Source organism: Mycobacterium attenuatum, assembly GCF_900566085.1.
GTDB lineage: Bacteria > Actinomycetota > Actinomycetes > Mycobacteriales > Mycobacteriaceae > Mycobacterium > Mycobacterium attenuatum.
In genome coordinates this window covers 49339-62938 of the sequence record NZ_UPHT01000150.1, presented here as the reverse complement: position 1 = coordinate 62938, position 13600 = coordinate 49339, and the positions used below count along the sequence as shown (strand labels likewise).

General features: G+C 66.8%; 13 protein-coding genes and 1 pseudogene. 10 read left to right on the top strand and 4 right to left on the bottom strand.

Annotated elements, in window-relative coordinates; all coding sequences use genetic code 11:
- Nucleotides 1-73 precede the first annotated feature (73 nt).
- From EET13_RS24115 to EET13_RS24100, 4 genes are all read left to right on the top strand, one after another.
- Nucleotides 74-1222 (top strand): PLP-dependent cysteine synthase family protein, encoded by a 1149-nt coding sequence (locus tag EET13_RS24115; protein WP_244604087.1) that lies wholly within the window; start codon nucleotides 74-76, stop codon nucleotides 1220-1222.
- Nucleotides 1222-2604 (top strand): MDR family MFS transporter, encoded by a 1383-nt coding sequence (locus EET13_RS24110; RefSeq protein WP_244604086.1) that lies wholly within the window; start codon nucleotides 1222-1224, stop codon nucleotides 2602-2604. Before EET13_RS24115 ends, EET13_RS24110 begins: the two co-directional genes overlap by 1 nt.
- A 35-nt stretch (nucleotides 2605-2639) precedes the next feature.
- Nucleotides 2640-3509, top strand: coding sequence for a PPE family protein (locus EET13_RS24105; RefSeq protein WP_136623240.1), 870 nt, complete (start codon nucleotides 2640-2642; stop codon nucleotides 3507-3509).
- Nucleotides 3510-3583: 74 nt separating this feature from the next.
- On the top strand, nucleotides 3584-4393 hold the full coding sequence (locus EET13_RS24100; protein ID WP_122444613.1) for an SDR family NAD(P)-dependent oxidoreductase: 810 nt from the start codon (nucleotides 3584-3586) through the stop codon (nucleotides 4391-4393).
- A gap of 66 nt (nucleotides 4394-4459) precedes the next feature.
- Here EET13_RS24100 and EET13_RS24095 read toward each other — a convergent pair whose 3' ends face one another.
- Entirely contained in the window at nucleotides 4460-7714 is a 3255-nt protein-coding gene (locus EET13_RS24095; protein WP_122444670.1) for a helix-turn-helix transcriptional regulator, read from the bottom strand.
- Nucleotides 7715-7981: 267 nt separating this feature from the next.
- Here EET13_RS24095 and EET13_RS24090 point away from each other — a divergent pair, with 267 nt between their 5' ends.
- Both EET13_RS24090 and EET13_RS24085 read left to right on the top strand, forming a co-directional pair.
- Nucleotides 7982-8188 (top strand): CopG family transcriptional regulator, encoded by a 207-nt coding sequence (locus EET13_RS24090; RefSeq protein ID WP_122444612.1) that lies wholly within the window; start codon nucleotides 7982-7984, stop codon nucleotides 8186-8188.
- On the top strand, nucleotides 8185-8568 hold the full coding sequence (locus tag EET13_RS24085; protein WP_122444611.1) for a type II toxin-antitoxin system death-on-curing family toxin: 384 nt from the start codon (nucleotides 8185-8187) through the stop codon (nucleotides 8566-8568). Before EET13_RS24090 ends, EET13_RS24085 begins: the two co-directional genes overlap by 4 nt.
- Before the next feature lie 45 nt (nucleotides 8569-8613).
- On the opposite strand, the gene EET13_RS24080 is transcribed toward EET13_RS24085, so the two are convergent.
- Together EET13_RS24080 and EET13_RS31920 are read right to left on the bottom strand one after the other, a co-directional pair.
- Nucleotides 8614-8931 carry a helix-turn-helix domain-containing protein gene (locus EET13_RS24080; RefSeq protein ID WP_244604081.1) on the bottom strand — a complete coding sequence of 106 codons (318 nt, stop codon included), beginning with the start codon at nucleotides 8929-8931 and terminating at the stop codon, nucleotides 8614-8616.
- A gap of 67 nt (nucleotides 8932-8998) precedes the next feature.
- Nucleotides 8999-9658: pseudogene (locus EET13_RS31920) on the bottom strand (nucleotidyl cyclase domain-containing protein); the annotation flags it as partial.
- Between the two features lie 139 nt (nucleotides 9659-9797).
- Between EET13_RS31920 and EET13_RS24070 the strand changes: the two are divergent.
- Entirely contained in the window at nucleotides 9798-11009 is a 1212-nt protein-coding gene (locus EET13_RS24070) for a cytochrome P450 (protein ID WP_122444669.1), read from the top strand.
- 66 nt (nucleotides 11010-11075) lie between these two features.
- Here the strand turns inward: EET13_RS24070 and EET13_RS30585 are convergent, their stop codons facing one another.
- Nucleotides 11076-11243 (bottom strand): hypothetical protein, encoded by a 168-nt coding sequence (locus EET13_RS30585; protein WP_168991327.1) that lies wholly within the window; start codon nucleotides 11241-11243, stop codon nucleotides 11076-11078.
- A 120-nt stretch (nucleotides 11244-11363) separates the two neighbouring features.
- Between EET13_RS30585 and EET13_RS24065 the strand changes: the two genes are divergently transcribed.
- Genes EET13_RS24065 through EET13_RS24055 form a run of 3 tightly spaced genes read left to right on the top strand, consistent with a single transcriptional unit; the run spans nucleotide 11364 to nucleotide 13482 of the window.
- Nucleotides 11364-12020, top strand: a complete 657-nt coding sequence (locus tag EET13_RS24065) for a TetR/AcrR family transcriptional regulator (protein WP_122444610.1) — start codon at nucleotides 11364-11366, stop codon at nucleotides 12018-12020.
- 11 nt (nucleotides 12021-12031) lie between these two features.
- Nucleotides 12032-12226 carry a ferredoxin gene (locus EET13_RS24060; RefSeq protein WP_122444668.1) on the top strand — a complete coding sequence of 65 codons (195 nt, stop codon included), beginning with the start codon at nucleotides 12032-12034 and terminating at the stop codon, nucleotides 12224-12226.
- Nucleotides 12227-12228: 2 nt separating this feature from the next.
- Complete coding sequence (locus EET13_RS24055) at nucleotides 12229-13482, top strand: cytochrome P450 (RefSeq protein ID WP_122444609.1); 1254 nt, start codon at nucleotides 12229-12231, stop codon at nucleotides 13480-13482.
- Nucleotides 13483-13600: the final 118 nt, after the last annotated feature.

Below are 13600 nucleotides of genomic sequence, written 5' to 3'. Positions count from 1 at the left end.
ATACAGAAGCGACGACACCATGAACATAAACGTGCCCTTGAAAACTGCCGCGCGGCTGAACAACCCGCGCATCCTGCGCGCCAACCGTGCGCACCTCACCTCGGTACGGCGACAGCACCGGGATCCGTACCGCTTGGTGCCCGATGGATATCGGCAGGCGCCACGCCGGAATCGCCAGCCCGGGACCATGGTAGGCAACACCCCGGTGCTGTGGATATCGGGAAGCGCCGGGCCGGTCGGCAGCGCCGATCGTGGATTCTGGGCCAAGCTCGAGGGATTCAACCCGGGCGGCATGAAGGACCGCCCCGCTATCCACATGGTGGAACGTGCCCACGCCCGCGGGGACCTCGCTCCTGGCGCGACGATCATCGAATCGACCAGCGGCACTCTGGGATTAGGGCTGGCCCTAGCCGGCAACACCTACCGGCATCCGGTGACGTTGGTCACCGACCCGGGCTTGGAACCCATCATTGCCCGCATGCTCACCGCCTACGGCGCCCGCGTCGACATGGTCACCGAACCGCACCCGGTCGGCGGCTGGCAGCAGGCTCGCAAAGACCGGGTTGCCGAGTTGCTGGCCGCCGACCCCGCCGCCTGGAATCCCAACCAGTACGGCAACCCCGACAACGTCGACGCGTACCGGCCACTGGCGCTGGAGTTGGCCGCCCAGCTCGGGCACGTCGACGTGCTGGTGTGCTCGGTGGGCACCGGCGGCCATTCGGCCGGCGTCGCACGGGTATTGCGTGAATTCAATCCGGATATGCGGTTGATCGGTGTCGACACCATCGGGTCGACGATCTTCGGCCAGCCCGCCTCCACCAGGCTGATGCGCGGACTGGGTTCGAGCATCTACCCGCGCAACGTCGACTATGCCGCATTCAACGAGGTGCACTGGGTTGCTCCGGCCGAAGCCGTCTGGGCCTGCCGCAACCTGGCCGCTACGCACTACGCCAGCGGTGGTTGGAGTGTCGGGGCGGTTGCCCTAGTCGCGGGATGGGCCGCGCGCACCTTGCCGTCGGACACGACGATCGCCGCGGTGTTCCCCGACGGCCCCAACCGCTATTTCGACACGATCTACAACGACGAATACTGCGACGAGCACCGGCTGCTCGGTGGCCGGCCCGCCACCGGCCCCGACGAGATTGCCTCACCCTCGGCGGCGGTCGTCACCCGCTGGACCCGTACCACTTCCGTGGTGGACCCGAGCCGGGTGGCGCCATGATGGAACTGCTCACCGGATTTCGCAGTTTCAACCGGCCCAGTCGGCTGCTGATGATCAACCAGTTCGGCATCAACATCGGCTTTTACATGCTGATGCCGTATCTGGCTGACTACCTGGCCGGTCCGCTGGGATTGGCCGCGTGGGCGATCGGCCTGGTGATGGGGGTGCGCAACTTCTCCCAGCAAGGCATGTTCTTCGTGGGCGGCACGCTGGCGGACCGCTTCGGCTACAAGCCGATGATCGTGGCCGGGTGTTTGATCCGTACTGGTGGATTTGGCCTGCTGGTGTTCGCACAGTCGTTGCCTACTGTGCTGATTGCTTCGGCCGCAACAGGTTTCGCCGGCGCGCTGTTCAACCCCGCGGTGCGCGCCTACCTTGTCGCCGATGCCGGCGATCGGAAAATCGAAGCATTTGCGATGTTCAACGTCTTCTACCAGGCGGGCATCCTACTCGGCCCGCTGGTGGGGTTGGCGTTGCTGGCGCTGGATTTCCGGATGACCGTGCTGGGTGCCTCGGCGGTGTTCGCCGCGCTGACCGTGGCCCAGCTGCTGGCGTTGCCGCAACAGTCGGCCGACCCCGAATACGGGCAGACCTCCGTCGGGCAGGGATGGCGCACGGTTGCCCGCAACCGAGCGTTCTGGTGCTTCGCCGCGGCCATGACGGGTGCCTATCTGCTGTCGTTTCAGATCTACTTGGCGCTGCCCATGCAGGCATCGGTTTTGACGCCGCGTCACCAATCCCTCTTGGTGGCAGCGATGTTCGGTGTATCGGGGGTGGTCGCGGTTGCCGGGCAGCTACGCATCACCCGATGGTTCGCCGCGCGCTGGAGCGCCGGCCGCAGCCTAGTCGTCGGCGCCGGCATCCTGGCAGCGTCGTTCGTTCCGCTCGCGGTGATTCCGGATGTCGAGCGGTTCGGCACCCTCGCAGCCGTCGCGGCATTGTTGCTGTCGGCCAGCCTGCTTGCGATTGCCTCGGCGGCGTTGTTTCCATTCGAAATGCGGACCGTGGTGGCATTGTCGGGCGACCGGTTGGTGGCAACTCACTACGGTTTCTACAGCACGGTCGTGGGCGCCGGCATCTTGCTGGGAAACCTGGGCGTCGGCTCACTGTGGGGCGTGGCGCACCGGGTGAACGCCGCCGCCGTGTGGGGCGGTTTGATTCTCGTCGGACTCGCCACGGTCGCCGCGCTCTACGCGCTGGATCGATCTTCCCAAGCGGCGCCCGATCCCGCCTTCCTTAGGGCGCTGACAGGCCCCGACATCACGATTGACAGTAGGTCTGATAACGATCCCGGCCAAACCCCGCAGGCGTTGGTCTACCTGGCCCGGCCAGCGGTTATGAAGAACGCCAAGGTAACTGACGTCAGGCCGCAGATCGGCTGACCCGAGGACAGACGGCGACCCGGAGGTGTGGCGAGGTGGATTTCGGAGCGTTACCACCCGAGATCACTTCGGCGAGAATGTATGCGGGTACTCGGTCGCAGCCGCTGCTACAGGCCGCGGCGGCCTGGGACAAACTGGCTGACGACTTGTACGGCACAGCCGCGTCCGTGGGTTCGGTCGTTTCGGCGCTGACCGACGAGGGGTGGCGGGGCTCCGCGTCGGACTCGATGGCTGCCGCGGTTGCGCCCTACCTGCGTTGGCTGACCGGCACCGCAACCCAGGCCGAGCAGATTGCGGGCCAGGCCAGGGCGGCTGCCTGCGCATTCGAGAACGCCTTCGCCGCCACCGTCGCGCCCTCGGTGATAGCCGCCAACCGGGCTCGCCTGGCTTCGTTGACCCACGCGAATGCGACCGGTCAAGACACGCCCGCCATCGCGGCCCTCGAAGCCGACTACAGCGAAATGTGGGCACAGGATGCCTGCGCGATGTATCGCTACGCTAACGCTTCGGCATCGGCCGTGACCCTGACGCCGTTGGCGCCACCCGCACCGGGTGAGAGCGCGCCCGGCTTCCTGGCGTGCGACGAGGACGCCGGCGCGCTCGGCATGCTGGCCCAGACGATGGCCCAGGTGCCTGCGGCACTGCGTAGCCTCGGACGGCCGGTGCAAGCGGTGTCTGCCACCTCGACGATCGCAGACATGATGCGGCTCAAGCACTTCCCGTCGCCGATGAACGCCTTCGTGTCGGCAATCAGCTCACCGTCGGCCGCGATGGCGACCAAGGCGCCCGGTGCGTCACGGCCGGTGGTGTCGGCGGCTTGGGGTAGCGCGGGATCGGTTGGCACGCTGGCGGTGCCGCGTGGTTGGGGAGCGGCGGCCATCGCCTCGGTGAGGTCGATCGCCTGAACTCGGCCGTTCCCTTGCTGCCCTGCTAAATCAACTGCTTGACTTAAGGCGGCCCGCGCCGATTAACTCGTCGTGTGGCCAACGAACTAGCCGGCAAAGTCGCTGTGGTCACCGGTGGGGCGTCGGGTATCGGCCGTGCCACGGTTGAACGGTTCGTGACCGAGGGTGCGCGGGTGGTCATCGCCGACGTCGATGAGGACGCCGGCCGAGCGCTGGCCAGCGCGCAAGGGCCCGATGCGTTGTTCCGGCGCACCGACGTCTGCGATCCCGAACAGGTCGAGGCGATGGTGGCAACCGCGGTTGACACCTTGGGTGGCTTGGACATCATGGTGAACAACGCGGGCGTTTCCGGAACCATGCACCGGCGATTCCTCGATGACGACTTGGCCGACTTCCACCGGGTCATGGCTGTCAACGTGCTGGGGGTCATGGTGGGCACCCGCGATGCCGCCCGGCACATGGCCGCCCACGGTGGCGGATCCATTGTCAATATGACGTCCATCGGCGGGATCCAGGCCGGCGGCGGCGTGATGACTTATCGCGCGTCGAAAGCTGCGGTTATCCAGTTCACCAAGTCCGCCGCAATCGAGCTGGCGCACTACGAAATTCGGGTCAACGCCATCGCGCCGGGCAACATACCCACATCGTTACTCGCGACGTCAGCGGCGGGCAAGGACCGGGAACGCATCGAGCAGTACGAGGCGGCGATTCGCCAGAAGATGCGGGACGACCGGCCGCTGAAGCGGGAGGGTACACCGGACGACATTGCGGAAGCGGCATTGTATTTCGCCAGCGAGCGGTCCCGCTATGTCACCGGAACAGTGCTGCCGGTGGACGGCGGGACAGTGGCCGGCAAGGCCATCCGGTCCCAGCGCCGAACGTGAAGCCACTGCGAACTTGTTGCGGAATTGTCGCATTGAGCACACGTTGGGGACGTGGCGACGGCAGCCCTAGCCTTGACGGGCCGCTTGCTGGGCGAGTTGCACCCGGGAGGTCACGCCGAGCTTGGTGTAGACGTGGGTGAGATGTGATTGCACGGTCCGCGGTGAAACGAAAAGCCGGCTGGCGATGTCGTTGTTGCTGAGGCCGTTGCCGACCAGCCGCACCACGTCGAGTTCTGCCGGTGTCAGCGACGCCCAGCCGGTGCTGGGCCGTCGACGTTCGCCGCGGCCACGCTGTGCGTAGCCGATCGCCTCGTCGGTGGACAGCGCGGCGCCCTCCTGCCATGCGCCTTCGAAGTCGTTGTCCCCTAGACCATTACGCACTACTGCCACTGATGCTTCATAGCCGGCGTCGTAGATCGTGAACCGCACCAACCCCATTCGCTCCCGCATCGCCGCTGCGGCGGCGAAGAGCCGTGCGGCTTCGCGGTGGCTGTCGGCGTCGACAGCAAGGCTGGCTAGGCATTCCAGGAGGTCGGGGATGCGCGCATAGGCTTCGACACCGACGCCGCGCACCAGAGCGTCATGCGCGTCGTGTTCGACACGGTCGCGATCAGTGCGTGCGAGCGCCACCCGGGCACGCGTGGCAAGGGCTTCCATCGCGTGATAGGGCCAGGCCGTCGTGGCAGAAACCGCTTCCTCCGCCCAGCGTTGGGCGACCGCGAGATCCCCGCATGCCAGCGCGGCCTGCGCCGCCCAGCAGATGGTGGTCACCGCGGTCTCGGACGGCATGAGCCGCTGCGCCGCCTCGCTGGCGGCGCGCGCCGTCGCGGGATCACCCGCGGCGACCGCAGCGACGGCCAGCGCGCCGTGGCCAATACCCTCGTACAGTTCGCCGAGATCCGCGCCGCCCTTGATGGCGGCGTCAGCGGCGGCCCGGGCGGCGCCCGTATCACCCTGATAGGCCAAGGTCCAGCCACGGCCGGCCAGGCCGATCGCTCGGGAGATCCCGTCGTGAGCTGCTTGCGCTTCGGTAATCACCTCGGCGAAATTGGCTGTGGCTGAGTCGAGTTCGCCTCGCCAGAGTTGTGCCCAGCCCAGCCACAACCGGCATTCACGCGAATGGAACCCGTCGCCGATCGCGTCTGCGACATCGCGGCCCTCTTCTGCGGCCACCCGCGCTTGCATCGGATTACCGGCGATGATCGCCGCATATGCCTGCCAGCCCAGGAGCTGGCTGAGCCGCCAATGATCTGCGGTGACGCGGGCCAGGCCGATCGCCTCGGTGCAGTACGCCCGGGCAATCTCGGCGTTGTAGGTCGCGATGAAGGTGCACGCGGTCAGTGCCCGCACCAGCAGGGCCGGGTCGTCGAGGTCGCGTGCGATGGTCAGTGCGTGCTCGGCCCGGTCCAGGGAACCGGGCGCTCCGGCCCAGGCATCCAACACCGCTTTGTCGGCCAGAGCCCGGACCCGCACGGCGGGCGCAACCTGGTCGCGTCGTGCATCGATGTCGGCCAGGGCGTTGTCAAACCATGCCAGGCCTTCCCGGATCCGGCCGCGGGTAAGCCACAGCGGCTGCAGCGAAGACGCCAGCGCCAATGCGCCTTCGCTGTCGAAGTGCTCCAGGCTCCAGGTGAACGCGGCGCGCAGGTTGTCGATCTCCGCCGCGGCGCGGTCCAGACGCCGCTGATGGTCGGCGCTCGCCGGGGCGTCGAGCAGGGCCGCCATCGCCGTGTAGTGGTCACGGTGGCGCACCCGCACGCTGTCGGCTTCGCCGGATTCGGCAAGTTTGTCCAGCGCGTACTGCCGCACCGTCTCCAGCAATCGGTATCGCGTTCGCCCACAGGTGTTTTCAGCGACCACCAGGGATTTGTCGACCAGCAGGGTGAGCTGATCCAGCACGTGATATCGCTGAGGGCTAGCGTCGATGGCCTGGGCGGCGTCGAGATCGAAACCGCCGAGAAACACCGCCAGCCGGCGAAACATCACCCGCTCGGTCTCGCTGAGCAATCCGTGTGACCAGTCCACCGAGGCATGCAGCGTCTGCTGTCGGCGCACGGCAGTGCGGGCACCGCCGGTCAGCAGTCGGAAGCGGTCATGCAGGCCGTCGACGATCTCGTTGAGCGACAGCGCCCGCACCCGCGCGGCGGCCAGCTCGATCGCCAGCGGCATTCCGTCCAGCCGACGGCAGATCTCGGTCACCGCAGCCGCCGTCTCGGCGTCGATGCGGAAGTCGGGCAGCACCCGGCGGGCCCGATCGCTGAACAGCTCCACGGCCTCGTCGGCAACCGACAGCGACGGCACGCGCCAGTTCACCTCGCCGGGCGTCCCGATCGGTTCGCGGCTGGTCGCCATCAGGGTCAACCGACGGGAGGCGCCGAGTAGGGCGACGATAAGCTCCGCGATCGCGTCGAGCAGATGCTCGCAGTTGTCCAGCACGATCAGCATCTGCCGATCGGCGACGAACCGCAGCAGGGTGTCCATCGTGGATCGCCCGGGCTGGTTGGGCAGACTCAGCGCGCGCATCATCGCGGCCGGGACGGCGTCGGGGTCGGTGATCGGGGCCAGATCGACATACCACACCCCGCCGTCGAACTCGCCTGCCGCCCGGGCGGCGATCTGCGACGCCAGCCGCGTCTTGCCCACTCCGCCCGCGCCGGTGAGCGTTACCAGCCGATGCGCGGTCAGCAGTTGGCGCCCGTGGGCCAGCTCCTGTTCGCGGCCGACGAAACTCGTCAGCTGTGATGGGAGCCCTTGGGCCGCAATGGTCTTCGGCAGCCGCAGCGGCGGGAAGTCGTTGCGCAGATCGGGATGGCACAGTTGCGTTACCCGTTCGCGTCGCGGGAGATCCCGCAGGGTGTGGGTGCCCAGATCGGTCAGCCAGACCCCTGCCGGAAGCTGGTCGATCACCAAATCGCTTGTGGTGCCTGATAGTACGGTTTGGCCGCCGTGTGCCAGATCGCGCAGCCGCGCGGTGCGGTTGATGGTCGGACCGACATAGTTGGTTGGATCCTTCGGGTCGCGCATCCGCACCTCGCCGGTGTGCAACCCGATTCGCAGCCGCAGCGGGGCCAGCGGGGCGCGCTGCAGCGCCAGCGCGCAGTTGAGCGCATCACTGGCACGGATGAACGCGACCACGAAGCTGTCGCCCTCGCCCTGCTCGACCGGACGTACGCCGTCGTGGTCGACGACGAGACTGGCGAGGGTGCGGTCGAGTTCGACGATCGCCGCCGCCGTCTGCTCCGGCTGGGTTTGCCACAGCTGGGTCGATCCTTCAACATCGGCCAGCAGCAACGTCACCGTTCCGTTCGGCAAGTCGCTCATGCCCAGCTCACTTCCGTCCACCGGCAAGATGTCCGCGCCAGGATTCGTGTCGCTCATGCTAGTCAGCATGCGGAACCATCGGCGGCGAAACATCAGCGGAAGCGCGGAGAACTACGCTGCTGGTGCGGAAATGCAGCGGGCCTGCTTGCTGGAAGTCGGTCACGTTAGCACTCCAGTCACTGAGGGCAGGGTACGTGTTGTGTCCGTCTGTCATCGACGAGCTCGTGGTGCCCTGAAGCCCTGGTATCAATCAGGTATCATGCGGTCATGGGCATGACGCTACGCACCAGTGCTGAGCAGACGGAAGCGCTGCGCAGGCAGGCGATCGCGGAGGGACGGTCGATGCAGGCCGTCGCATTGTCGGCCATCGACGAATACATCGCGCGGCGCACGCACAAGGCGAGGGTTGCCGCGGCCCTGCAGCGCGTGGTGCGGGAGGAGGCCGGGGTCCTGCGGCGGCTCAAGGACGCATGACCGAGTACCTGGATCTCGACGACCTACTCGACATTGCCCGTGAGGCTGTCGGTGCGGATGTCGTGATCGGGGATTACGGGTTGCTTGAATCAGCTCTCGCACGCCCGTGCGCGTCGGTGTTCGGTGAAGATGCCTACTCGAGTCTGCACCTCAAGTCCGCCGCGCTGCTGCACTCCCTGGCGCGCAATCACGCGCTGGTAGATGGAAACAAGCGACTGGCGTGGACGGCTTGCCGGATCTTCCTCGGCATCAACGGCCAGTGGATTAGTGCCCCCGAGGATGACCGCTTCGAATTCGTCATACAGGTCGCGACCGGCGCATTGCCCGACCTTGCCAAGATGGCCGAACAACTATTCGCATGGAGCTACGACGAGGGCTGAGCCAACCGTGGCGGGCCGCCTCCTGAGCCAGTTGCACGCGAGAAGTCAGGCCGAGTTGGGGTAGACGTGGGTGAGGTGGGCCTGCACGGTGCGCAGTGAAACGAATAGCCGGGTCGCGATGTCCTTGTTCGCCAGTCCGTCGGCGACCAGTCGCACGACATCGAGTTCGGCGGGCGTCAGCGATTCCCAGCCGCTGGCCCGGCGTCGGCGTTCACCGCGACCCCGTTGCGCATAGGTGATCGCCTCCTCGACGGACAACGCCGCGCCCTCGGCCCAGATGGCATGAAATCCACTGCTGTCCAGTACAGTTCGCGGTGAAGCCACCGAATCCTGGTAGCCGGCCAGGTAAACCTGCAATCGCATCACCCCCATGCGGCGGCGCAGCGCCTCGGCCGCGCCGAAAAGTCTTGCGGCTTGGTAGCCGCATCGTTTCTGCTTGCCGTCCAACAAAACTCGTGAGCTGCATCGGAAGATTGAGAGAGGCGGCGGTGTCGGCCGAGCGCAGCGGCGGGAAGTCGGTGCGTAGGTCCGGGTGGCTTAGCTGGAGCACGCGTTCGGGTCGGGGGAGATCGAGCAAGCGGGGACGCTCAGATCGGTCAGCCAGATATTCGGGTGGGAGATTGTCGACAACCATGTCCGCGGACGCGCCCGACAACACCGTTTGTCCGCCGTGGGCCAAGTCGCGCAGCCGCGCGGCCCGATTGATGGTGGGCCCTATGTAGTTGCCTTCGTCGCGCAACTGCACCTCACCGGTATGCACCCTGATCCGCAACCGAATCGGACCAGCGGTGCCCGCTGCAGCGCCACCGCATCAGATGCCCGGGCGAAGGCGATCACGAAGCTGTCGCCGTCTCCTTGTTCGACGGGCCGCACTCCGTCATGGACGGCCACGACGTCGGCCAAGGTGCGAGACAGTAGCGCGACCGCGGCCGTCATCTGTTCGGGTTGGGTCTGCCACAGCCGGGTGAAGCCTTCGGAACTCGGCCGGCAGCAACGTCACGGTCCCGGTCGGCAGTTCGCTCACGCCCAGGTCGCTCCAGTCGGTTTCGCTCGTGCTAGCCAGCCTGCGGCGATGCCGGCCGCAAGACATCAGCCAAATCGCTAATGCGGTCCGCGCTCGGCATGCGCACCTACGCATCGGCGCACCGCGGAATTAGGTAGTTCGGCCGATGGTGGTGGGCCGGCGCCGCCGGATAGTCGATTCATCGCCGACCGGAGGAGGGCTTCTGATGACCGTGTTTGATGTCGCGCTGCCGACCATCGCCTACCATGATTCCCGCGATCCCGACGAGGCCCACCGGCTCATCAGGCAGGCGCGCGAGCGGGCGCCGATCGCGTTCGGGCACTACGGACCGGAGGTGCTTACCTATGATCTGGTCCGCACCGTCCTGCGCGATTCCCGCTTCGCGATGCCACGCGGGATCGGTCTGGCGGCGCAGGGCATTACCGCCGGACCGGTTTGGGACCGCGTCTGCCGGACGATCGTCAGCCTCGATGGAGCCCAGCACCACCGGCTCCGGCGGCTGGTAGCAAGGGCTTTCACGCCGCGCGCCGCCGCGCGGATGCGCGCCGCGTGTGTCGCCGTCATCACCGAACTGGTCGAGGCCAACGCCGCTGCCGGCCATTGCGACGTGGTCGCCGATATAGCCCGGCCCTACCCGGTCGCGATCATCTGTGCACTGTTGGGCGCACCCCGGCAAGACTGGAAGCTGTTCTCCCAGTTGTCCGATGACATCAGCAAAGCCTTCGGGATCAACGTTGCCGCCGAGGAATCCGTCATCGTGACCGCGTGGGAGCAACTCGACGCCTATGTCGGAGACTTGAGCGATCGTCGCCGCCAATCCCTCGGTGAGGATCTGATTTCCGAGCTCATTCGAGCCGAAGACGACGGCGAGCGCCTTACTCGCGACGAGCTCGTCAACCTCGTCGTCATCCTGCTGAACGCCGGAACCGACACCACCGGTAATCAATTGGCCGCCGCAGTGCAGATTCTCGCCGATTATCCCGCCCAGTGGTCGCTGCTGGTCGAGCATCCCGAGTTGGCACCGCGCGCGGTGGAGGAGTTGATCCGTTATTTCCCAATCGCTTTCAGCAGTGTGCGGGTTGCCGTCGGCGACGTCGAACTCGGCGATGTCGGCGTCCCGGCGGGCACGTGCGTTATCGCCAACACCGCGGCAGCCAATCGCGACCCGGCGCTCTACGACCAACCCGATTGTCTCGACATCACCCGGCAGGGTCCGGCGCCGATACTGACCTTCGGCGGTGGTGTGCACTACTGCCTGGGCGCGCATCTGGCCAGAGTCGAACTCGCCGAAGCGCTGATAGTCGTGACCCGGCTGATGCCGCACGCGCGCCGCAGCGGACCCGTCACGTGGAAGCCCATCGCGGGAATCAGCGGCCCGACAGCGCTGCCCGTCGAATTCGACGCCCGACCCGTGTGACCGGTGGCCAAGCCGGACGCGCCGGCGCGCGGTGTGTCCGCGACGACCTCGAACAGGCAGGAGGCGTCAACGACCAGCATGGGGCCACTCGCCGCGCCACTCGTCCAGCGCCGCCAGCACCTCAGCCGTGGATATCTCGGAGGGCCGCCGCCCAGCACGTGCCAGCCAGTGGCTGACCGGCGGCCGCGCCGCCAGCCGGGCGGCCTGCCGGCGCAGCAACTCGGGCACCGTCATGCCCCTGCGGCGGCGCGCCGCACCAAAGCCGCGTACATGCCGATGCGCGCCGGAGCCGAGCCAGGCCGGTCTAAATCAAGCGCTTGACTTAACCTGCGGGCGGGCGGTTCACTGGACGGCATGACCAGTCTGGGGCGGGCTGTGCGCAGCGAGCGCGCCAGCTCCACGCAGGAGGCGATCCTGGCGGCCGCCGAGCGGCTGTTCGCCGAGCATGGCGTGTTCGCGGTGTCCAACCGGCAGGTCAGCGAGGCTGCCGGGCAGGGCAACAACGCCGCGGTCGGCTATCACTTCGGCACCAAAGCCGACTTGGTACGTGCCATCGAGCAGAAGCACCGGCTGCCGGTTGAACGGCTCCGCGAGCAGATGGTGGCCGAGCTGCCGGATGCTCCGACGATGCGTGATTGGGTCGCGTGCCTGGTGTATCCGCTCACCGAACATCTCGAGGCTCTGGGTAATCCCACGTGGTACGCCAGGTTCGCCGCCCAGGCGATGACCGATCCCGCGTATCACAACATCGTGGTCAGGGACGCGCTGAGCTCGCCGTCGTTGGTTCGGGTGATCGACGGCATCAACGGCTGCCTTCCCGATCTACCGCTCGACGTCCGCTATCAACGTAATCTCATGGCCCGAAACCTGCTGATGCATACCTGCGCCGATCTCGAACGTGCTCTGGCGACGGGAACCTCTACGCCCCGGCCTTCCTGGCGGGCCGCGGCCACCGCACTCATCGACGCGATCGTGGGCCTGTGGCTGGCTCCCGCCACAGCGTGCAAGTGAAGGACCGGAAGATGAAAGTTACCGTGGAACAAGATATTTGCGCCTCCTCCGGTAACTGTGTCATGCATGCGCCCGAGGTGTTCGACCAGCGCGACGAGGACGGTGTGGTCATCCTGCTCACTGCGCGCCCGCCCGCCGAGCACGCCGAGGGTTCCCGCAAAGCCGCCGCCGCCTGCCCAGCAATGGCCATCCACATCGAGGAGTGACAGTGTCGGACACGCTTGCCAGCAGCGCCCCCGAGGCAGCGGCGGAGATCCCGGACTATCCGATAGCGCGAGCCGCGGGCTGTCCGTTCGCGCCGCCTCCGGGCGTGATGGCGCTGGCCAACGCCGCGCCATTGTCGCGGGTGCGGATCTGGGACGGCAGCAGCCCGTGGCTGATCACCGGTTATGAGCAAGTGCGCGAGCTGTTTTCCGATTCACGGGTCAGTGTCGATGACCGGCTGCCCGGCTTTCCGCACTGGAACGCCGCCATGTTGTCGACCGTCCACAAACGCCCGCGATCGGTGTTCACCGCCGACGGCGAAGAACACACCCGTTTCCGGCGGATGCTGTCAAAGCCGTTCACGTTCAAAAGGGTGGAGGGTCTACGCCCTACCATTCAGCAGATCACCGACGATCACATCGATGCGATGCTGGCCGGTGCACAGCCGGCCGATCTCGTTGCGGCACTGGCCCTGCCGGTCCCCTCGCTGGTGATCAGCCTGCTGCTCGGGGTGCCCTATGAGGATGCCGAGATGTTTCAGCACCACGCCAGCGTCGGTCTGGCGCGGTATGCCACCGGCGAGGACACCGTCAAGGGTGCGATGAGCCTGCACAAATACCTGGCGCGCCTCGTCGAGGCCAGGATGGACAGCACCTTGGGAGGATCAGAAGACGCGGTGTCCGATCTGGCCGAACGGGTCCGGGCCGGCGAGCTCAGTGTCAAGGAGGCCGCCCAGTTGGGTACCGGCCTGCTGATCGCCGGACATGAGACCACCGCGAACATGATCGGCCTCGGTGTGCTTGCCCTGCTGGAACATCCCGAGCAGGCGGCCATATTGCGCGATGCCGAGGACTCGAAGGTCGTCGCCAACGCGGTCGAGGAGTTGCTGCGTTATCTCAGCATCATCCAAACGGGCCAGCGCCGGGTCGCCCTCGAGGACATCCACGTCGCCGGCGAAACCATCCGCGCCGGTGAGGGGATCATCATCGATTTGGCGCCGGCGAACTGGGATCCGCGCGCGTTCACCGAGCCGGACCGGTTGTATCTGCATCGCTCGGGGGCCGAGCGGAATGTGGCATTCGGGTACGGCAGGCATCAGTGCGTGGGCCAGCAGCTGGCCCGCGCGGAATTGCAGATCGTCTACCGAACGTTGTTGCGGCGCATCCCCACCCTCGCGCTGGCCATCCCCGCCGAAGACGTCCCGTTCAAACACGATCGGCTCGCCTACGGGGTCTACGAACTGCCGGTCACCTGGTGACCACTTACCGCCGATCCGAATGGAGGCTCCACGATGTCGGCTCAAACCAGCACAATGTCGCTCTACCCGCCCGAAGGCTTCGGCGCACCGAAGAATCGCCGCGGACACGCCGCGAGCA